We start from the raw sequence: 19,374 nt of genomic DNA on the forward strand, positions 1-19,374 counted from the left end.
CGCAAACATCGCACATTTAGGGGTCAGTTCACAAACATGGGACAATATCTATGTCGCCAAGCCTTTGCGCGGACTCAGTCTCCGCTGCGCGCCGATTCACGAAACTCGTCGCACCGACACTTGAACTGCGACTTTGCAGCGATACCAATGACCTATCGCATGCAAGGAACCGTAGATGAAACGCACCTACTCCCAGATCGATTTGGATGAACGCCGCAAGATCGAGCGCTGGCGCCAGGCTGGCGTCAGTGTTGATGCGATTGCTGAGAAGCTTGGCCGCCATCGCTCGACGATCTTCCGCGAGATCGCGCGCAACAAGTTCGAGGATCGGGAGATGCCGGATCTGACCGGCTATTTCTGTGTGGCGGCCAACAATCGGTCCAGGGAACGCCGCAGCCGTTTTCGCAAACTGGTTCGGCATCCGAAGCTTCGCGCATCGATCATCGAGCGCATCAAGCATGGCTGGTCGCCAGAGCAGATCGCCGGTCGACTGGCTTTTGAACGTAGCAGCGTCCGCGTCTGCCACGAGACGATCTATCGCTTTGCCTATTCGGCCGACGGCCAGGAGCTGAAGCTGTGGCGCTATCTTCCGGAGAGCCGCGCCCGACGCCGGCGGAGGCACGTCAGGCGGCGTCATGGCCGTCGATTCAGCCCGGAACTGAGCATTTTGCATCGTCCGGACATTGTTCGGGACAGAAAGCAGCTCGGACACTGGGAATGCGACCTGATCCAGTTCCGCAAGAAATTCGGCAAGGCGAACGTCACTTCGCTGGTCGAACGGGTGAGCCGCTTCACGGTCTTCCTACGCAACAACGACCGGCAGTCGCGCGCGATCATGGACGGCTTGATTGACGTGCTTGGTCCCCTTCCCTATTCCGCCCGCCGATCAATCACCTTTGACCGCGGCACCGAGTTCACAGACTGGCCCTACCTTCAGGCCGGTCTCGGCGTTCAGACATGGTTCTGCGATCCGCAGGCGCCGTGGCAGAAAGGCACGGTGGAAAACACCAACCGCCGTGCTCGCAAATGGCTTCCGCGAGACACCGATCCACTGTCGATCGAGCATCGAGACCTGCACCAGGTGTGCGCCCATCTCAACTCAACGCCCCGAAAATGCCTCGGCTTCAGAACACCGGCCGAAGTCTTCCGTCAGAAGATACTGTCGGCCAATCGGTGAACGCGCTAACCTACCCTCGCTGCGCAGTCGCACTTCAGCGAGAACTCACACAAATACAATCAGATTCGCCGATACATCAAAACTCGACCTGTCGGGCTCAGCTGCAGCAAGTAGTCGAAGTCGCTGATGTTGCCCGTTAGAACGGAGAATCCCAATTTCTGTGCCTGCAGGAACAGCACGCAGTCCTGAAGCGCCCGCAGCCTGGAATCATCCTTGTAGCCTTGAAGGCGACAAAGCATTCCTGAGAGGAGCGCGGCTCGGCCCAGAACATCAGGATCCGGTGCAAAAACCCGATGGGGTGGTGTGCATCAGCTCCTGGATGGCTACGGTGGAATGATTGACCTGCCTAAGGTCGAGGATGTCGGCTGCTGCTTCAGGCGCTCGGCCCTGCAAACCGTCGATGTAGACGACCCGAAACACCCGGGCACGGCCAAAGCTATCAAGCAGATCGCGACCACGATCAGGGACATACCTCGTACTGGAGATGGCCGCCTCGCGCCCTAAATCTTCGTAGACATAAACGGCGGGGATCTTGGCGCGCGCCGAGCGAAGGCCGACGATCTGCTTCATGGCGGACCTGATCCCCTGCCCGCTGACGCTGTTAGTAATGACGTTCGCGATCTCGGAGTCCCGCAGGCAGGCGGCGCCTTCGCGGTGACGATAGAGCTATTCAATTTTCTGGCGGGACTTGTCCTTGTCCTCATTCATCGCCTCGGGGCGCGGTCGTTTCCGGATAACCGGGTGCAGGGCATTCGACTTGTTTCTGCTGCCCGGCTGCCCAACAGCAACCTTCAGGATCGGATGCGCCATCATGAAGTCCCTTCGGCCGTCACGCTCGGCGCGGACCAGGCCAAGCATTGTCAAGGACCTTCAGGTGCGCTGACATGGTGTTCTGCAATCAAGGCGCGAGGCGATTTCGCCGGCGGGCATGCCATCGGCACCCGCCTTAATCAGCAGGCGGAAGACTTCGAGCCGGGTATCCTAGCCAAGTGCTGCCAATGCGAGGAGAGCTGACTTTTTATCCATTTATCCAAAAATCCGGAATTAAGGGTATTTAACGCCAACATATGACGGCCGCATGATCATAGGCAAGCAATGCGCGACCTCGTTGATGACGGATCCCTATGGCTGGGTAGCGTCGTCTGGTCCGCTTGAAATCGTCGCCGCGTTGCGCGATTGTCGAAGCTGGCCAAGGCAATGAGTACCCAATGAAGCGTACCGGAAAAAAGGCGCTGCCTTTCGTGCCGACCGAAATTCACGTTAGCACTGTCATGGACGAGAGAGGCCCTCTTGGCATCCTGTCGATCCAGACAACTGAAGGCTTGTTGGATATCGCGCTAGACCGGCAGACTGCCGATACCATTGTGGACGCCATCAACACAATACGGTCAAAGCTGGATTCCGACGACAGCGGTATCTAGTTGGCACGCGCTTGGGATACATCTCGATTGACTAAAATACGGAACGTCCAATGGACGATACCGGAACTAAAGCGGTAACGTCAGACCATTGTAAGCGAGACGCAAGACTATAGTCCTGCCGCCTTCTAGGGAAGGACGGAAGTTGATCAGCACGACATAGGGCCGCCCCGGATCAATACCGGACTGCACTCAGCAGAATATGGTGCGATCACGGAAGGCACTCCCGGATCGAGCCGAGCGCAGGTCTGTCCAAATATGTAATGGCCGGCAGACGCTATATTCTGTCAGTCCGTATTCACCTGCGTTTCACTCGGGCGGCGCCTCCTCTTCCAACACGACCTCCGACCCTAAGCGAGGATAGTGATACATGCCCGTCCTTCTGGTATGATGGCACGATCGCCCAGCGGAGAGGTTGGGTGGTCGCATTGGGTCCGCGTCGCCACGAGACGATCGATCGCCTGGCCTATCCGGAGCGGCCGGGAGAGCTGTAGCGCAATCTTCCGGAGAGCCGCGCCCGACCGCCGTCCCTGTATTGTGCCGCCGACGGCGAATGATAAATCGGCGGCTGCGCTCGGCGACCTGCCACGCAACCGGAGACGGACGCCTTAATCTGACGCATCGTCGACGGCGAGATGCTGCTGCCAACTTGAGCGGGTGTCGAGGCTAAGGCAGCGGCTGACCCGGCCTAATTGAGCCCGAGCTTTTTCTTTAGCTCCGCATTCTCCTTGCGAAGACGCTCGGCGAGCAGCTTCTTCAGGTGAGCATTCTCTTCCTCAAGCGCGATCAGATCCTTTAGCTCACCGCTGTCCGACGCGGGCGGCGTAGCCTTCTTCTTCCACTGGTAATAGGTCTGTTCCGATATGCTAGCCTGTGCTGTGGCGCTCTTGATGCTCTCGCCACGACTAATCGATTTCTCGATCTGTAAGAGGAGTTGGCCGCGTTCCTTTGCCGAGTAAGTTTTTCGCGCGTTGCGAACTGACGCCGAAATGTCCGTCGCAGCAGGCGCCATCTTAGCGGCTGGCTTTCGAGCCGGGCGTTCTAGCTGTGCCTTGGCTGCTTTCGGCCGCGGAGTTCTCTTTTTCTTTGCGTCAGCGGCTTCTGCATTCGCAGGCGCTTCGGTCGGGGACTGCGCTAGTTCGGCTGCCCTAAGGTCGGCCATAAGATGCTCCGCTCTTGGTTTATATCCATCTTCAACATCAATGGGTGTCACATGAGAGTCAATATGCTGACGGTTTTGCAGTCCTATCTCCTCGTTGGAATCTTTCATTGTCTCGGCGGCAATAGCGGACAGGTCGAGATCGCCCCAGATCGATCGGCTCTGTTTGCCATTGCCCCGTTTTTGTTTGACCTCCACGATAAATGGCCGGATCTGGCGCTTCATTTCCTCTTCCTTGATGATAACCGACGTGTGCGATCAGTCGTCGCTTCGTGTCATGCCGCGAAGAGTCAATGCTCCGTCCCCTCGCGTTTCCCTCGGAGCTTTATCGGACAAAACTAGCAACAAGCAAGCGGCGTCCAACATCGCAAGCGCCGTTCGACGCTAACATGCGTCTGCTAGATTGGGCGCCCGCGCCGACAATGCCAGCGAAGCGGAGATGGCCGATCTCATTCTCGGCATCGACCCGACCCTTGAGCCCGAACGCGCCCGCGAGGCGCTTCGCAGCCATATCGACCGGGCCAACTGGATGGTGACGACTGGCTACAAAGACCTGCTCGCCGGCTGACGCACACGCGGACGGCCACGCGTTTCAGACAGGCAAGTCTCTGTCCCCACGATTCCAGAGCGCACGGCCGCGTAGGAAAGCGCGGCGGGCGCCGGTCACAACGCCTTGGCATGCTGTTTTACCGCCATGTCAAGCGCCTGGCTCAGAGGCATTGCCTTGGAGAACAGGAAGCCCTGAGCGGTTCGGCAGCCAAGCTTGTGCAGGGTTTGCCGATCCGCCTCTGTTTCGACGCCCTCGGCCATGACCTCGATCCCGAGGCTCCTGCCAAGATCGATGACCGTTTTGACAAGCAGCCGGTCCTCCCGGGATCTGGCCAAGCCGCGAATGAAGCCCTGGTCTATCTTCACCTTGCGTATCCGACTGTCCTTGAGCGATGCCAATGTGGAAAAGCCGGTGCCGAAGTCATCGAGCGCGATGGCAATGCCGGCATGGGAAAGACGTCCGAGCTTTTCGTCCACCCTGTCCGGGTCGACCGGGGATTCTTCGGTAATCTCGATTTCGAACATCGTTGCAGGCAGGCCTTTTGCCGCCAGACCATCCAGAACCATGTCGTCGATATCGCCGGCTTCCAGTTCGCGCGGCGAAACATTCATCGCCACGCGAAGATCACGACACTCGGCTTTCACCAAGCCATCGATAAGAACACAACAGTCGGCGAAGACCGTTTGGGTCAGAAGCTCGAGCATTCCGGTGTGGCGCGCGGCTGTCATGATTTCGGGTGGAGAGATGGCACCATGAATCGGATGGGACCACCTTAGCAAGGCTTCAAAACCGATCACGGCCCCGGTGTCGAGTTTCACGATGGGCTGGAACCAGGGTCCCAAGCTTCTCGTCTTTATCGCCGAATGAAGGTCGCGTTCGATGGACTGGCGGCGCTGCAGTTCCCTGTCGAGTTCGGCATCGAACAGGCAAAATTCGTTCCGGCCACGCCGCTTGGCCGTGTAAAGGGCGATATCGGCCCGCAACAACATTTCCGTCAGTCCCGGGCTTTCAGCCAGGTATATCCCTATCGATGCCCCGATCCGGACGGACGCCACCTCCCGATACGAGCGGGCAATCTTGGCTATGATATTGGAGGCGAGATCACTGGCAGAAAGCGAATCCCCCGCCAAGGGAAAAAACAGCACGAATTCATCGCCGCCGATGCGGGCGAGCGTTGAGCCTTCCGGTGCCTCCTCCTCTATCCGGCGGGCGATCATGACGAGCAGTTCATCACCGGTCCTGTGACCGTAGGTATCGTTGACGGATTTGAATCCGTCCAGATCAATCAGCATCGCCACAAAGAGGCCGGCTGTGGCCTCGAACCGGCCGATGGCGTGTTCGAGGCCACGCCTGTTGAGAAGGCCCGTCAGGTGGTCCTGCCTGGAACTGGCCTCCATTTCGGCTGCAAGCCGCTCGGCCTCATGCCTCAGGCGGCTCGCTTCGCGGAAGCGCGTTTGCCCAACAAAGGAGGCTCGCACCAGGCCGCCCAGGAAGAGCAGAACGGCAAAAGCCAGAACGCAGCCTTCGAAGTTGCCTTTTGCCAGCAAGCACCCCGCTGTGATCAGGAGCGGGGGTGTGATGAAGTTGATCGCGGCAGCGGCATATGAACTGCCGTACGTAACAGCGCCAGCTGCAATGCCAGCCAGAATGATCAGATGCAGCGGTGCGTGCGGTGTCGTGTATCCGGCCGTGAGAACGGCAAGAAAGGACCATGCAAACCCTGCCATAAGGGCAAGAACGCCAAACCGGCGGAGCCGCTGCGAGGTCCCTGCAGAATCATCATGGCGTTCCGTTTGCCTTAGCTGATAACGGGCGAGCGCAAGGCGGCCGACATTTATCGCATTGACGACCAGGAACCAGATCGCGGCGCTAGAACCGCCGCCAGAAATAGCCTGCACCGTCAATATAAGGCCTGACAGGACAGTGCTTATCGGCATTGACACGAAGAAGCCGGCCCTCAGGTCAGCAAGCTGATCCTGACGGATTTTGGCGTCCAGCGTGTCTTCGTTGTTCAGGTCCATGGGCGGGTTGTCTTACCTTCCAAGGCTTCTTGGCAGGATAAGCCTATGCACACCCACTGAAGGACGGGTTAACTATTCAGCGGTTCGAGAGCGGCAACGCTATCTGCGATTCACCGCCTAAGCATGGCCGAAATGCCATGGCGGACAAAGGGAAGATATTGGGCAAGGCGAAGCCCCGCATGTCTTGCAAGCCGTGCCGCCGGGTGCTCGCCTGAGTAGAGACCGACAAGTATGTTTGTAGCATGATAGAGCGGTGCCGCCGACAGGCGTAGCCGGCTTTCGTATCTCTGGAGCATGTCGGGATCGGCAATGTCATGGCGGTCGCGACATGTTGTCATGATCTTATGGGCGAGTTGCTTCTGGCCGCTGAGGCCAATGTTGAAGCCATGCGCGGTCACCGGGTGCATGCCAATGGCGGCGTCGCCGATGAGCGCGGCGCTCGGAGCCCAGAACCTGTGCGCCCACGTCGTGACCAGCGGATAGGCATGGCGGGTGCTTGCCAAGGTCATTTTTCCGAGGCGCCCGCGACACCGCTTCGTCAATTCCACCAGAAACGAATCGTCGTCGAAAGCAAGCAGTCTGTCAGCCTCGCTTGAGCGCAAAGTGACAAGCAGCGAGGACACGCCTTCCATGAGTGGCAACATCGCTATCGTTTGATGGTGATCGAACCATTCGACTGCGATCTGGTGATGGGCGCGCTCGTGCCTCACCCGACAAATCAGCATCGAGCTGCCAACCCGATTGATGTCGGCGCCGATGCCGAGCAGACCGCGCGTGGCGGACAAACGCGAATCGGCTGCAACGAGAAGCCGAGCGGTCAATTGCCTGCCGTCAGAGAGCGTTATGACTGCTCCTGTCTCGCTGTTTTTGACACCAACGACCGAGTGGCCGCACAGTAACTGGACATCATCTTGCAAGCGGATGATCTTGAACAAGGCATCGCGGATCCGACAATTTGGAACCAAGAACCCGAGTGGTTCCCGAGATCCGCCGGGAGAATCGAAGCACAGCGCAAAAGGGCTCGATCCGTTGAGCACGCGCGCGCCTTGAAGTGGTGATTTGTCGGAAGCGGGGATGGCATCCCAGACGCCGAGCTCGCGAAGAATTCTGACCGATGCGTGGGTCAGCGCGATCTCGCGACCGTCAAAAGCCGGATTTGCCAGCCTTTCGAGCGGCTGCTGTTCAATGACTGCCACCTTGAGCCGGCTCTGTGCAAGCGATGCGGCGAACGAAAGTCCGACCGGCCCGGCTCCGATGACGACGATGTCAAACCGCTCGGGGGACCCTGCCATCAGCGTGCCGCCATCGCGTCGGATATCTGCGTGGGATGCTGCTGGAGTTGAGCCGCTAGCCGTGGATCGACGGACCTGCGTTCCAGTGCCAGCCGCATACCCTCAGGCCACTGGGCAGAAAAATGCGCATAGATCGGCAACGAACGATGGAGCCAGGAACGCGGCTGATGGGCGCCCAGCCAAGGCAGATAGCCAGCCGGCAAGCGAGATTCTCACGTCGGCGGTTGGCTGATAGTGACGACCAAACTGTCCGTTAGACATGTGTTCTCCCTTGAAAGGCTGGTCGACGAAACCATGCCGATGATGAGATAACCTTGATCTGGATCAGCCAGACACGACAAAGCCGGCAACGGCGGGTTCACAGTCGGCTGGTCGTTGGCCGCGGTCTGGTCAGCTCGTATTGGAATAGCGGGCTTCCCCTTCGGTGCGGCTCTTTCTTAGCAAACGTATTCTGGCAGAACGCCCACGCAGTCCTTCGAGTGACAGCCTCAGCAGGCTGTTCCCAAGTCGACTCGGTTGACCACCGGCACCTGACAATCGTCAGCATAGCGACCTGGGTCAGCGTTCCGGCTTGTCGTCCCAGTCGATGAGGATGCGCTCAGCGGCCCCGTGAATATCCTCATATTGACCACTCCTCAACGCCCACAGAAAGCCGGACAGCCCAAGAGCGCCAAGGAACAGAGCTGATGGTATGAGGTAGACGAGCGTCGTCATCACGACTGCATTGATTCGTGAATGCCGGAGCGCGTTGCCAAAGGAGCTCTCGTCACCTCGGTGGTTGCAAAGCGTTGCAGGCGCAGCGCATTTCCAATGACAAGCAGCGACGAAGCGGACATGGCCACCGCAGCGATCAGCGGCGTGACGTGCCCTAGAATGGCTATCGGCACGGCAATGGTATTATAGACGATCGCGATCGCGATGTTCTGGCGTATCAGCCGCCCGGCTTTCCGCGAGACGTCCAGCGCAAGAGGCACGGCCAGAAGGCTCTCGCGTAGGAATACGAAATCCGCAGCGTTGCGGCCAATGTCGGCGGCGGTGGCCGGGGCGATCGAGACATGCGCCGCGCCCAGCGCGGGCGTGTCGTTCAGACCATCGCCGACCATCATTACCCGGTGACCGTCATTGCTCAGCTGCCTGATCCGCTCGACCTTTCCTGACGGCAGGAGAGTGGGGGTAAAATGGTCGACTGGTAACGCCTCCGCGACTTCGGCGCATGCGACGACCGTATCGCCGGACAACATTTCCACCGTAAGTCCGGCATTTTTCAACCGCGCAATGGCCGTGTCCGCGTCCGCCCGCAAGGCGTCCTCGAATTCGAAGGATGCGACGATCGTTCCGTTTCGGGTCAGCACCGTTCCACCTGTCTTGCCTTCGGCGCCGGTCCGACCCTTGCCGCCGGCCCATCCGCGCCGGCCCAGGCGCCAGGTGTTGCCTGCGGCTGTCGCTTCGATGCCAAAACCCGGACGCTCGGTCACTTCATTGAATGTCGGTTGCCCGGCCGGGCTCGCCAGGCCGGCGATTGCTTGCGAAAGCGGATGGCGGGAATGTGCGCCCATCGCGGCGGCGAGGGCCAGCATGGCCGGATCGATGGATGACCTGTTGACGAGCCGGGGTTTTCCCAGCGTCAGAGTGCCCGTCTTGTCGAAGACCGCTGTATCGATCGTCGCCAGGCGCTCCATGGCCGAACCATCCTTGACCATGATGCCGTTTTCGAACAGGCGCCGCGCGGCGACGACCTGCACGATCGGCACCGCGAGGCCGAGTGCGCATGGGCATGTGATGATGAGAACGGCGATGGCGATCGTCACTGCCCGATGCCAGTCGCCGGTTGCCGCCACCCAGCCGAGGAAAGTCACGAAGGCGGTGAGATGCACCACCGGCGCATAGAGCGCCGAGACGCGGTCGGCGATCCGGCGGTAATGCGCTCGACCACCCTCGGCGGCTTCCATCAGCCTGACCATTTCCGCCAGGAAGGAGTCCTTCGCAGCAGCGGTAGCCTCGACGGTCAGCGGGCCGGTAAGATTGAGCGTGCCGGCCTGGACCCGTTCCCCTGACGCCACGGTTTTCGGTGTGCTCTCGCCGGAAACCAGCGAGCAGTCGAGATCGGAGGCTCCGCGAATGATCCTGCCGTCGACGGGGATCCTTTCGCCGGCAGCGACCAGCAGCTGCATGCCCGGTTCGATCTCGCCGACAGGCAGGTAGTCGCGTGTGCCGTCATCGCGTTGCACCATGGCGCCGCGTGCCGCCAGCCGCGCCAGGCCGTTCACAGCGGTGCGGGCACGCTCCCGCATCACGTGATCCAGCGTGCGGCCGATCAACAGGAAGAACAGCAGCGAGACCGACGCGTCGAAATAGGCGTGCTCGCCGTGGTTGATGGTCTCGTAAAGGCTCATGGCATAGGCGAGCGAGACGCCGACCGCGATCGGCACATCCATATTCATGCGGCCGTGGCGGAGCGCATTCCAGGCCGAGCGGAAATAGATGCCGCCGGCGAAGGCGAGCGCAGGGATGGCGATCAGCGCCGACACCCAATGGAACAGGTCCCGCGTCGCGCCTTCCGCACCTGACCAGACCGAGACCGAAAGCAGCATAATGTTGCCCGCCGCAAAGCCCGCGACCGCGACGGCGCGGATCAGTTCCGAAAGTGTCTTGTCCTTCTCGCCAACCTCGGGGTCGAACAGATGCGCCTCGTAGCCGAGCCGTCCAAGCGCGGCAACGACCGGCGGAATATCATTCCCGCGCCACTGGATCGAGACCCGTTTCGTCGACAGGTTGACGCGAACGCCCTCGACGTGATCGAGCCTGCCAAGCGCCTTCTCGATCGCCTGGATGCAGGCCGCGCAATGAACCGTCGGCACTGAAAGATCGGTCTGGTGAAGGTCATCGCCAAGCGATCGGCTCGCCAATCGGATTTCCTGGCTCGAGGGCAGGACGGATGTCTCAAGATCCAGCGCCATTTCCGCGCCCGGCGCACAACAGCTCATTGCAGCGCTCCATGGGAAACGATGACACGGCGGACTTCGCGATAGGACTTTGCGAGACCTGCGTCTGCGTCCACCTCAATGATCCAGACCCCATTCCGGAGCGTATGTCGGGCCGCGTATTCCTGGCCGGAGGCAAGGGCAAGAGTGATGGACTCGTCCCCTTTTTCGTAGGCGGGATGACGGAAGATCACCTTGACGCCGTGCAATGCGACAGGCTTGCCTGCCGCATCTGCGAGGCTGTAGCGAATCTCGCCACCGGCAATCGTCAACCGGCTCTTCCAGCCAAGTGACGCCTGAGCCCGGCCTTCCTCTGCTTTCTTGTTGAATTCCTGGCTCGCCACATAGCTATTTTCGACGACGAGCCCGGTCCAGCTTGTGTTGGCGAGCGTCGCCATGATCAGATTGACCGCGATGACCACCCCAAAAAAGGCAAGGATGGTGAATAGCATGTGCCGGCCGGTGAATTCGCGGGATTTCTGCGTATTCGCGCTCATCTGGCGGTCTCCGGTGCGTTGAAAGTGGCGGTGTATTCGTCCGACTCGAAACTCGCCTTGTCCTCGACCCGGAACGTGAAGATTTGCGCTGCGCCGTGGATCTGATCCGCCGGCTGGCGCACAAAGATTTTCAACATTTTCAGGCGGTCGGGCTCGACCGGAATGGCGAAGGAACGACCTGCCGCGATATCGTCGCCGACCACGCTCATGTCAGCCCCTTGCAACGCCTGCATCGTGACGACGATCGTCCTTGGCTCGGGGATCATGTTGAGCAGCTTAACGGTGTAGCCGTTGCGGATGGATCCATCGGACAGCGTCACGAATTGCGGGTTGCGGTCGTGAAGCACGTTCACTTCGAGCCGGTTGCGGGTCATCAGAGAATAGAGCAGTCCGATGCCGACCAGTGACCACAAGCCCGTGTAGACATAGATGCGCGGCCTAAAGATCTTGCGCAGCTGGAAATGCGCCAGATTATCGATGAAACGTCCGTCAGCGGTCCTTACAAGCGATGGATTGACCAGCGTGGCGCCCCCCGTCATAGCAAGAGCCATGTTCGCATTGTAATCGTCGAGCGTGGCGTAGGAGATCAGCCCTCGCTCCTTGCCGAGCTTATCCATGACGCCGTCGCAAGCGTCGATGCAAAGCGCACAGGTGATGCATTCGAGTTGCTGGCCGTCGCGGATATCGATGCCCATGGGGCAGACGGCGACGCAGGCGTTGCAATCGACGCAGTCACCGACCGGCTGCCCCGCGGCTTGCACCTTCTTGGCGTGGCGCGAGCGCGGTTCGCCGCGCCAATCATTATAGGTAACGGTCAGCGAACTCTCGTCGAGCATGGCTGCCTGGATGCGCGGCCAGGGACACATGTAGGTGCAGATCTGCTCGCGCATCAGCCCGCCGAACGTGTAGGTGGTCGCTGTCAGCACCGCGACAGTGATGTAGGCTACCGGTGCGGCACTGCCAGTAAAGACGTCATGAAACAAGGTAGGCGCATCGGAGAAATAGAAGATCCAGGCGCCACCGGTCGCCACCGCGATCAGCAACCAGATGAAATGCTTGGCCGTGCGCAAGACCAGCTTGCGTGCGCTCCAGGGTCCGGCGTCGAGTTTCATGCGGGCATTGCGATCGCCTTCGATAGCTCGCTCGACGACCAGGAACAGATCAACCCAAACGGTTTGCGGACATGTATAGCCGCACCAGGCGCGGCCAACCGTGGATGTGATCAGGAAAAGGCCAAAGCCGGCCATGACGAGAAGGCCTGCTACGTAGTAGAATTCCTGCGGCCAAATCTCGATGAAGAAGACATAGAAGCGGCGGTTGGCGAGATCGATCAGCACAGCCTGATCGGGGGCAAATGGCCCGCGATCCCATCGCAGCCAAGGGGTCAGGTAATAGGTACCAAGCGTGATCGCCATCACCAGCCATTTGAACCGGCGAAAGCTGCCTGTGGCGCGTTTGGGGAAGATCTTCTTGCGCGCGGCATAGAGTGGTTGTCGTAGCTTGGCGGAGTTGGCCGCCTCGGCTTCCAGCCGTTCTGTCTGCCTATTATCAAGCACGAGAAGCTCCCGTCACCAGCGACGATTTCGCCGAAAGCCAGGCCCATCGGTTCTGGCTGATGCCCGCGTTGAGCAAGCTTGCCGTATGGCGGGCAGCGATGCGTTGATGCAGGTCAGTCGCCCGATGCCGCGATGCAGTCGAGGCCCGGCGCGCGCCGGGCCTCGTCGCTTGGCGGGAGGGGGGTCGAGAATAGGCTTGGGTTACTATTCTCCGCCGCCAAGCGAATGGACATAGACTGCAAGCTCCTTGACTTTGGTCTCGCCGAGCCGCCCGATCCAGGCCGGCATCACGCCCTGTTTCGGCGCGCGGACCTGGGCGGCGATGGCCGTCTCGCCCGGTCCATAAAGCCAGATCGCATCGGTCAGATCGGGAGCGCCGAGTTCCTTGTTGCCTTTTGCATTGTCGCCATGACAGGCGACGCAATTTTCGGCAAAGACCTTGGCGCCTGGCTCGATGAGGCTTGCGTCCTGGACCTTGCCGGAAAGGCTGGCCACGTATGCGCTCACCTGAGCAATCTGGTCAGGGGTGATGATGTCACCGAAGGCCGGCATTTCCGAGATCCGCGTGTCAGTATCGGACGCGAAGCGGATGCCGTGCGTGATCGTCTGCTGGATCTGCTCGGCCTTGCCGCCCCACAACCAGTCGTCGTCATTGAGATTGGGAAAGCCCTTGGAGCCCTGGGCACCGGAGCCATGACATTGGACGCAATTGACCTTGAAGGCGGCGCCACCGGCGGCGACCGCGAATTCGCGCAAGCCATCGTCCGCGGCAATCTCCGAGACGCTCTTGGACCCTACCGCCTCGACATATTTGCCCTTGGCGGCTTCGGCCACCGCCAGATCGTTCTTGACCTGGTTGCGGCTGGAATAGCCGAGCACACCTTTCGTCGCCGAGTTCAGCAGCGGCCATGCCGGATAGGCGATGGTGTAGCCGATCGCCCAGACAATCGTGACGTAGAAGGTTACGACCCACCAGCGCGGAAGCGGGGTGTTCAGCTCCCTGATACCGTCCCAATCATGACCAGTCGTGGAGACTCCCGACACTTCGTCGATGTGCTCGTTGTTGCTCATGATCTGCCGTCCTCAAGGGGAATCTGGGCAGCTTCGTCGGCCATCTTGCGGCTGCCGGGGCGGAGCGCGAAGGCAATTGCACCGACAAAGAAAAGCGCCATGGCGACCAGACCCCAGCTGTCGGCAAACTCTCGCATCAAATTGTAATCCATGGATAAAGCTCCTCAGCGGTAGCCGGTGGCTTCGTCGTAGTTCTTGAAATCGACCAGCGTGCCGAGCATCTGCAGATAGGCGACGAGGGCATCCATTTCGGTGACTTGTTGCGGGTTGCCGTCAAAGTCGCCGATCTTGGCTTTGGGATAGCGGGCCTCAAGGCCGGATGTGTCGGCGCTGGGATCGGCCTGCGCCATCAGGTCGACATTGGCGTGCGCGATCATGTCATCGTTGTAAGGGACACCGACACGCCTGTTGGCGACCAGATGCGTCGAGAAGTCCTTCACGTCGATCGATGCGTCTTTGAGGAACGCGTAGCTCGGCATGATCGATTCCGGCACCACCGAACGCGGATCCGTAAGGTGCTCGACGTGCCATACATTCGAGTAGCGGTCACCGACCCGTGCGAGATCCGGCCCCGTGCGCTTCGATCCCCATTGGAACGGGTGATCGTACATCGACTCGGCGGCGAGACTATAGTGACCGTAGCGCTCGACTTCGTCGCGGAACGGCCTGATCATCTGGCTGTGGCAGAGATAACAGCCCTCGCGCACATAGATGTTGCGCCCGACAAGTTCGAGCGGCGAATAGGGACGCATGCCCTCCACCTTCTCGATCGTGTTGTCGAGATAGAAGAGCGGTGCGATCTCGACGATGCCGCCGACGGTCACTACAAGAAGGGAACCAACGAGAAGAAGCGAGGCGTTCTTCTCGATGATTGCGTGTTTGTCCATCAAGCCCAATTTCTCGCTCCTGATCGCTTAGGCTGGAAGGCTGGAACAGAGCCCGGCATCGGATCTTCCTCACGTTGGTAGCCAAGGATCGTCATGGTGATGTTCCAGGCCATGATGAGGGCACCGGAGAGGTACATGGCTCCGCCGATGGCGCGCATGACATAGTAGGGGTGCATGGCGGCCACGGTTTCGGCGAAGGAGTAGACCAGGAAACCCTGCTCGTCGTATTCGCGCCACATCAGGCCCTGCATGATGCCGGAGACCCACATGACAGCGGCGTAGACGACTATCCCGAGCGTCGCCAGCCAGAAGTGCCAGGTGACGAGCCTCAGCGAGTAGAGCCGTTCACGGTTCCAGAGCTTCGGCACCATGTAGTAGATCGCGCCGAACGAGATCATGCCGACCCAGCCGAGCGCACCGGAATGGACGTGCCCGATGGTCCAGTCGGTGTAGTGCGACAGCGAGTTGACCGTCTTGATCGACATCATCGGACCTTCGAATGTCGACATGCCGTAGAAGGCGATGGCCATCACCATCATGCGGATGATCGGATCGGTGCGGAGCTTGTCCCATGCGCCGGAGAGCGTCATCAGACCGTTGATCATGCCGCCCCAGGAAGGCATCCACAGCATGATCGAGAATGCCATACCGAGCGTCTGCGCCCAATCAGGCAGGGCAGTGTAGTGCAGGTGATGTGGACCGGCCCAGATATAGAGGAAGATTAGCGCCCAGAAGTGGATGATCGAAAGGCGGTAGGAATAGACCGGTCGGTTCGCCTGCTTTGGCACGAAATAATACATCATGCCGAGGAAGCCGGCGGTCAGGAAGAAGCCGACGGCATTGTGGCCATACCACCACTGCGTCAAGGCGTCCTGAACGCCGGAAAAGGCGGAGTAGCTCTTGGAACCGAGGAAGGACGCCGGCATCGAGAGGTTGTTGATCACATGCAGCATCGCGATGGTCACGATGAAGGAGAGGTAGAACCAGTTGGCGACGTAGATGTGCGGTTCCTTGCGCTTCAGGATCGTGCCGAGGAACAGGATGAGATAGGCGACCCAAACGATGGTCAGCCAGATGTCCACATACCATTCGGGTTCGGCGTATTCACGGCTCTCGGTGATGCCGAGCAGATAGCCAGTCGCGGCCATGACGATGAAGAGCTGGTAGCCCCAGAACACGAACCAGCCGAGATTGCCGCCGAATAGCCTCGCGCGGCAGGTGCGCTGCACGACATACAGAGACGTGCACAGAAGGGCATTGCCGCCGAAAGCAAAAATGACACCCGACGTATGCAGCGGCCGCAAACGGCCGAAATTGAACCAGGGCTGGATGTTGAGATCGGGGTAGGCAAGCTGCAGCGCGATGACCACACCGACAGTCATGCCGACGATACCCCAGAACATGGTCGCGATGGCGCCGTATCGGATTGGACCATCCATATAGGCTGACGGATCGACCGCGACTGCCGGCGCGAAACTCGTGTTGCGTAGAAGAACAGCGGTGAAACCCAGCAGCGCGATGAGCAGCACCAACATATGCTGTCGGAATGGCTCGTCCACGCCGAAGCCGGCAGCCACAAAAGCCGCAAACGCGAAAAGGCTTAGAAGGACGATCTCTGTGCCGAATTTCATCGCAAGTTCCGATCTCCAATTCCGACGGACGCCAAATCCGCAGTCCACTAATTGCGCAGCCGCCGCCTGCTTGCCCTGATCCATGTCAGAGCCGCACGATTTTTGCTTCGGGGCAGCATTGAGTTCGGTGCGATTGGAAGATGGCGATTGAACGAGAAAATGCCGAACGGGCCGCCCCGTTTATGGACAAGTCCGGTTCCCCGGGCCGGGCCGGTGTGGAGGCGATTCCGGACGATGTGGTGAAGCGCGCGTCTGCGACGCGCTGGAAAATATAGCCGGTGCCTTGCCGTACGTCGATCGCCTTCAAATGCCTTGGGACAGCCAGCGCGAACGCTTCGAGGAGACGGTCATTTTTCCTGCGGCGTATAAGGCGTGCTGACCTTGGCCGAGCCCAATCTTGCGTCCACCAGCCGGTTGCGCGTCGAGCACCTCGAGGATCAATGCTTCGCCGACGAGGTGGCCAAAACGCTCCTGGCGATCGGAGATCGTCATCCGATAGCGAGTGTGGAAGCAGTCGGGTTCATGCTACGCGGCTTCTTCGAAGCGCGATACATCGCTCATTCAAGGGGCGGTTGCGCCTCGGCCGCCGCAGCGCTGTTCCAGCCGGCTCATGCTGTCCACTGTGACATGGCGGTTGTTCTCGATCCGGATCACACCGTCCATTCTCAGTCTGGTCAGCTGACGGCTCACCGTCTCGTTTGTGGTTCCAAGGAAATCAGAAATGTCGGCACGCGTCAGCGGCAGCTCGAAGCACGCCGACCTGGCCCCAGGCTCAAGACTGGAATCGATATTCCGGGCGATCATGAGGAGAAAGCTCGCCACCTTCTCCGGTGCGGTCTTGCGCCCCAGAGTCACCATCCATTCACGTGCCTCGTCGAGTTCGTAGAGCGTCTGCTTGAGCAGGCGGTGCTCAAATTCTGGTGATTCCTTCATCGTCCGTTCGATGGCCGCCCTGGGAAACGAGCACAGCGAGACAGCTGTTGCGGCTTCCGCATTGATCGTGCTTTTGACTCTGAAGGGCCGTCCCAGAAAATCCGGCGCGAACTGGAGGCCGACAATCTGCTGGCGGCCGTCCGAAAGGCTCTTCGTCAGCTTCACCACGCCTGAAAGCAGGTTTGAATAGCTGTCGACAGTCTCAGCGTCGCCGATCAGTTCGACCCCCGGATCGATCTTGTGCCGCGACGACGTCTTGGCGAGCCGAGCCAAATGGTCTGGATCGAGCGCACCACAGACGCCGTGGTGCCGTGCCTCGCAAGACAGGCAAAGAGCGGGAATGCCGGAACTGCGAATGTCCTGCCGTACTGTCATTTGATCGCTCTACCGGTCCCAATTTGTCGGCAGGATAGCAATCGACGGTAGAAAAATCCTTGCGGCAGTTTGTCCGTGCCGGAGGTTGACCCAAATCAGGGCTTGGCTCGTCAATGCCTCCAGAGTTCCAGCGAAAAGCAAACACCGTGGGTCACGACATGCTACCGGAACTAGCTGCCAGACTTGGCGAGAACGTCCCGCGCTATACCAGTTATCCGACCACGCCGCATTTCCATCCGGGCATCGATGCTGTCGTTTACCGCGGCTGGTTGGAGGCGCTCGAAAGCGGTGGCGAGATATCGCTTTACCTGCATGTTCCCTATTGCGACAGGCTGTGCTGGTTCTGCGCGTGCCATACCAAGCAGACCCGCCACTATGAGCCAGTGGCCGCATATCTGCGCTCGCTGTATGCGGAGATTGCGACTGTTGGCGGCCTTGTCAGCGGCAAGGGCCGAGTTCGCGCAGTTCATTTCGGGGGCGGTTCGCCGACGATGCTGAAGCCCGAGGACATGATGACACTGGGCACGGTCCTGCGGGACAGCTTCGATTTTCTCGGCGATGCGACGATCAGCGTCGAGATCGATCCGAACAATACGGACGAAGCCCGCCTTGATGCACTTGCTGAAATCGGGATGACGCGGGCGAGCCTCGGCGTGCAGGATTTCGATCCGAACGTGCAAAAGGCAATCAATCGCAAGCAAAGCTTTTTGCAGACCAAGGCAGTCGTCGACGGAGTTCGCTCACGCGGTGTCGAGTCCGTGAACCTCGATCTGCTTTACGGCTTGCCGCATCAGACAAGGGAGAGCGTCTCCTCCACCGTCGCGCGGGCGCTGACCCTGGAGCCAGACCGGATAGCGCTTTTTGGCTACGCCCATGTACCGTGGTTCAAGAAACACCAGACGATGATCGACGAGGCATGGCTTCCCGACACCACCGAGCGGTTCGCTCAATCGCGACTTGCCGCGCGAGCGATTGTGGACGAGGGGTACGAATCAATCGGGCTCGACCATTTCGCAAAGCCGGGCGATGCGTTGGCTATAGCGGCCCGCGCGGGGACTTTGCATCGCAATTTTCAGGGTTACACCGAGGATCGCTGCGAGACGTTGATCGGACTTGGCCCTTCGTCCATCGGCCGTTTTCGCCAGGGCTACGTGCAGAACATGCCTTCGACCGGCGAGTACGGCCGCATGGTTGCAGACGGCAGGTTGGCTGCTGTGCGCGGGATCGTGCTGTCCGACGACGATCGCGGCCGGGGCTGGATCATCGAGCGGCTGATGTGCGATTTCGCCTTCTCGGCGATCGACCTGGTGGAGAGCTTCGGGGAAGCCGGCCAAAAGCTGCTTCTTCAGGCAAGCTCCATCGCCCTTCAGGATCCCGCTCGACTGCTTGAACTCCAAGGCGACAGTTTCGTCGTGCCGGCGGAAAATCGTCCGTTCGTGAGGAGCATTGCGGTGAAGTTCGACAAATATTTCGAAAGTGGAACGGCCAGGCATTCGGCGGCAATCTGAGCACCGCAGAGGAAAGGTCACGGTTTTCAGTCGATCGTGAACCGATTGCGCTACGTTTTTGACTCTTCATCGACCACTTTCGCGTCAAGATAGGATTTCACAACGGACCAGATGCGATGGCATTAGCGACGATATCGTCCGGTCGTGCCTTCCGGCACCCTATTTCATTTCGAAGTCCCGCAAGCGCCACGTTGAGTCCGGCCGCCTTTTTGTATCGGAAGCAGACAACAATCGTCTTCGCCGGATCCAGGATCGGGGTCTCGACCTTGTCGATAACATGCCGCTCGAAGCCCACCGACCTGGCGTTGTGCGAATGAT

General features: G+C 59.8%; 19 protein-coding genes and 1 pseudogene. 4 read left to right on the forward strand and 16 right to left on the reverse strand.

Going from position 1 to position 19,374, the window contains the following annotated elements; all coding sequences use genetic code 11:
- The first annotated feature begins 175 nt into the window (after positions 1-175).
- Positions 176-1,177 (forward strand): IS30 family transposase, encoded by a 1,002-nt coding sequence (locus tag OHD62_RS34850; protein WP_006204614.1) that lies wholly within the window; start codon positions 176-178, stop codon positions 1,175-1,177.
- A gap of 270 nt (positions 1,178-1,447) precedes the next feature.
- Here the strand turns inward: OHD62_RS34850 and OHD62_RS35905 are convergent, their stop codons facing one another.
- From OHD62_RS35905 to OHD62_RS35915, 3 genes and pseudogenes are all read right to left on the reverse strand, one after another.
- Positions 1,448-1,747 (reverse strand): hypothetical protein, encoded by a 300-nt coding sequence (locus tag OHD62_RS35905; protein WP_412177468.1) that lies wholly within the window; start codon positions 1,745-1,747, stop codon positions 1,448-1,450.
- A gap of 96 nt (positions 1,748-1,843) precedes the next feature.
- Positions 1,844-2,035 (reverse strand): hypothetical protein, encoded by a 192-nt coding sequence (locus OHD62_RS35910; protein WP_006204613.1) that lies wholly within the window; start codon positions 2,033-2,035, stop codon positions 1,844-1,846.
- 12 nt (positions 2,036-2,047) lie between these two features.
- Positions 2,048-2,143 (reverse strand): annotated as a pseudogene (locus tag OHD62_RS35915) (hypothetical protein); the annotation flags it as partial.
- A 242-nt stretch (positions 2,144-2,385) separates the two neighbouring features.
- Between OHD62_RS35915 and OHD62_RS34865 the strand changes: the two are divergent.
- Positions 2,386-2,598 (forward strand): hypothetical protein, encoded by a 213-nt coding sequence (locus tag OHD62_RS34865; protein WP_006204612.1) that lies wholly within the window; start codon positions 2,386-2,388, stop codon positions 2,596-2,598.
- Between the two features lie 685 nt (positions 2,599-3,283).
- Here the strand turns inward: OHD62_RS34865 and OHD62_RS34870 are convergent.
- The gene (locus OHD62_RS34870) at positions 3,284-3,979 is read right to left on the reverse strand and encodes a transposase (protein WP_318528685.1); all 696 of its coding nucleotides are present in this window, start codon (positions 3,977-3,979) and stop codon (positions 3,284-3,286) included.
- A 214-nt stretch (positions 3,980-4,193) separates the two neighbouring features.
- Here OHD62_RS34870 and OHD62_RS34875 point away from each other — a divergent pair, with 214 nt between their 5' ends.
- Positions 4,194-4,322 carry a hypothetical protein gene (locus OHD62_RS34875; RefSeq protein WP_263792225.1) on the forward strand — a complete coding sequence of 43 codons (129 nt, stop codon included), beginning with the start codon at positions 4,194-4,196 and terminating at the stop codon, positions 4,320-4,322.
- Positions 4,323-4,417: 95 nt separating this feature from the next.
- On the opposite strand, the gene OHD62_RS34880 is transcribed toward OHD62_RS34875, so the two are convergent.
- From OHD62_RS34880 to OHD62_RS34935, 12 genes are all read right to left on the reverse strand, one after another.
- Positions 4,418-6,325: a putative bifunctional diguanylate cyclase/phosphodiesterase gene (locus OHD62_RS34880; RefSeq protein WP_065518346.1), complete on the reverse strand. Its 1,908-nt coding sequence runs from the start codon at positions 6,323-6,325 to the stop codon at positions 4,418-4,420.
- A gap of 110 nt (positions 6,326-6,435) precedes the next feature.
- Positions 6,436-7,617, reverse strand: a complete 1,182-nt coding sequence (gene ubiM, locus OHD62_RS34885) for a 5-demethoxyubiquinol-8 5-hydroxylase UbiM (RefSeq protein WP_006204607.1) — start codon at positions 7,615-7,617, stop codon at positions 6,436-6,438.
- A 558-nt stretch (positions 7,618-8,175) separates the two neighbouring features.
- On the reverse strand, positions 8,176-8,331 hold the full coding sequence (gene ccoS, locus OHD62_RS34890; RefSeq protein WP_006204605.1) for a cbb3-type cytochrome oxidase assembly protein CcoS: 156 nt from the start codon (positions 8,329-8,331) through the stop codon (positions 8,176-8,178).
- The gene (locus OHD62_RS34895) at positions 8,331-10,601 is read right to left on the reverse strand and encodes a cation-translocating P-type ATPase (RefSeq protein ID WP_263792230.1); all 2,271 of its coding nucleotides are present in this window, start codon (positions 10,599-10,601) and stop codon (positions 8,331-8,333) included. Before OHD62_RS34895 ends, ccoS begins: the two co-directional genes overlap by 1 nt.
- The gene (locus OHD62_RS34900) at positions 10,598-11,095 is read right to left on the reverse strand and encodes a FixH family protein (RefSeq protein WP_006204603.1); all 498 of its coding nucleotides are present in this window, start codon (positions 11,093-11,095) and stop codon (positions 10,598-10,600) included. Before OHD62_RS34900 ends, OHD62_RS34895 begins: the two co-directional genes overlap by 4 nt.
- Positions 11,092-12,651 carry a cytochrome c oxidase accessory protein CcoG gene (gene ccoG / locus OHD62_RS34905; protein WP_263792234.1) on the reverse strand — a complete coding sequence of 520 codons (1,560 nt, stop codon included), beginning with the start codon at positions 12,649-12,651 and terminating at the stop codon, positions 11,092-11,094. Before ccoG ends, OHD62_RS34900 begins: the two co-directional genes overlap by 4 nt.
- Positions 12,652-12,855: 204 nt before the next feature.
- On the reverse strand, positions 12,856-13,722 hold the full coding sequence (gene ccoP / locus OHD62_RS34910) for a cytochrome-c oxidase, cbb3-type subunit III (protein ID WP_006204599.1): 867 nt from the start codon (positions 13,720-13,722) through the stop codon (positions 12,856-12,858).
- On the reverse strand, positions 13,719-13,874 hold the full coding sequence (locus tag OHD62_RS34915) for a CcoQ/FixQ family Cbb3-type cytochrome c oxidase assembly chaperone (RefSeq protein ID WP_006204598.1): 156 nt from the start codon (positions 13,872-13,874) through the stop codon (positions 13,719-13,721). The genes ccoP and OHD62_RS34915 overlap by 4 nt, the downstream gene beginning before the upstream one ends.
- 12 nt (positions 13,875-13,886) lie before the next feature.
- Positions 13,887-14,618: a cytochrome-c oxidase, cbb3-type subunit II gene (gene ccoO / locus OHD62_RS34920; protein ID WP_006204597.1), complete on the reverse strand. Its 732-nt coding sequence runs from the start codon at positions 14,616-14,618 to the stop codon at positions 13,887-13,889.
- Positions 14,609-16,240, reverse strand: a complete 1,632-nt coding sequence (ccoN, locus tag OHD62_RS34925; protein WP_263792240.1) for a cytochrome-c oxidase, cbb3-type subunit I — start codon at positions 16,238-16,240, stop codon at positions 14,609-14,611. Before ccoN ends, ccoO begins: the two co-directional genes overlap by 10 nt.
- Before the next feature lie 303 nt (positions 16,241-16,543).
- Positions 16,544-16,732 carry a hypothetical protein gene (locus OHD62_RS34930; RefSeq protein WP_263792242.1) on the reverse strand — a complete coding sequence of 63 codons (189 nt, stop codon included), beginning with the start codon at positions 16,730-16,732 and terminating at the stop codon, positions 16,544-16,546.
- Positions 16,733-16,801: 69 nt separating this feature from the next.
- Positions 16,802-17,548 carry a Crp/Fnr family transcriptional regulator gene (locus OHD62_RS34935; protein WP_040583499.1) on the reverse strand — a complete coding sequence of 249 codons (747 nt, stop codon included), beginning with the start codon at positions 17,546-17,548 and terminating at the stop codon, positions 16,802-16,804.
- A 158-nt stretch (positions 17,549-17,706) separates the two neighbouring features.
- Here OHD62_RS34935 and hemN point away from each other — a divergent pair, with 158 nt between their 5' ends.
- Positions 17,707-19,056: an oxygen-independent coproporphyrinogen III oxidase gene (gene hemN, locus OHD62_RS34940; protein ID WP_006204589.1), complete on the forward strand. Its 1,350-nt coding sequence runs from the start codon at positions 17,707-17,709 to the stop codon at positions 19,054-19,056.
- Positions 19,057-19,374: the final 318 nt, after the last annotated feature.

It is taken from the genome of Mesorhizobium sp. YC-39, assembly GCF_025753795.1.
In the GTDB taxonomy this organism is placed as follows: Bacteria; Pseudomonadota; Alphaproteobacteria; order Rhizobiales; family Rhizobiaceae; genus Mesorhizobium.

Coding starts and splice junctions, on each gene's coding strand:
- OHD62_RS34850 (WP_006204614.1), top strand. CDS start 176: ATGAAACGCACCTACTCCCAGATCGATTTGGATGAACGCCGCAAGATC.
- OHD62_RS35905 (WP_412177468.1), bottom strand. CDS start 1,747: ATGAAGCAGATCGTCGGCCTTCGCTCGGCGCGCGCCAAGATCCCCGCC.
- OHD62_RS35910 (WP_006204613.1), bottom strand. CDS start 2,035: ATGCTTGGCCTGGTCCGCGCCGAGCGTGACGGCCGAAGGGACTTCATG.
- OHD62_RS34865 (WP_006204612.1), top strand. CDS start 2,386: ATGAAGCGTACCGGAAAAAAGGCGCTGCCTTTCGTGCCGACCGAAATT.
- OHD62_RS34870 (WP_318528685.1), bottom strand. CDS start 3,979: ATGAAGCGCCAGATCCGGCCATTTATCGTGGAGGTCAAACAAAAACGG.
- OHD62_RS34875 (WP_263792225.1), top strand. CDS start 4,194: ATGGCCGATCTCATTCTCGGCATCGACCCGACCCTTGAGCCCGAACGC.
- OHD62_RS34880 (WP_065518346.1), bottom strand. CDS start 6,325: ATGGACCTGAACAACGAAGACACGCTGGACGCCAAAATCCGTCAGGAT.
- ubiM (WP_006204607.1), bottom strand. CDS start 7,617: ATGGCAGGGTCCCCCGAGCGGTTTGACATCGTCGTCATCGGAGCCGGG.
- ccoS (WP_006204605.1), bottom strand. CDS start 8,331: ATGACGACGCTCGTCTACCTCATACCATCAGCTCTGTTCCTTGGCGCT.
- OHD62_RS34895 (WP_263792230.1), bottom strand. CDS start 10,601: ATGAGCTGTTGTGCGCCGGGCGCGGAAATGGCGCTGGATCTTGAGACA.
- OHD62_RS34900 (WP_006204603.1), bottom strand. CDS start 11,095: ATGAGCGCGAATACGCAGAAATCCCGCGAATTCACCGGCCGGCACATG.
- ccoP (WP_006204599.1), bottom strand. CDS start 13,722: ATGAGCAACAACGAGCACATCGACGAAGTGTCGGGAGTCTCCACGACT.
- OHD62_RS34915 (WP_006204598.1), bottom strand. CDS start 13,874: ATGGATTACAATTTGATGCGAGAGTTTGCCGACAGCTGGGGTCTGGTC.
- ccoN (WP_263792240.1), bottom strand. CDS start 16,240: ATGAAATTCGGCACAGAGATCGTCCTTCTAAGCCTTTTCGCGTTTGCG.
- OHD62_RS34930 (WP_263792242.1), bottom strand. CDS start 16,732: ATGACGATCTCCGATCGCCAGGAGCGTTTTGGCCACCTCGTCGGCGAA.
- OHD62_RS34935 (WP_040583499.1), bottom strand. CDS start 17,548: ATGACAGTACGGCAGGACATTCGCAGTTCCGGCATTCCCGCTCTTTGC.
- hemN (WP_006204589.1), top strand. CDS start 17,707: ATGCTACCGGAACTAGCTGCCAGACTTGGCGAGAACGTCCCGCGCTAT.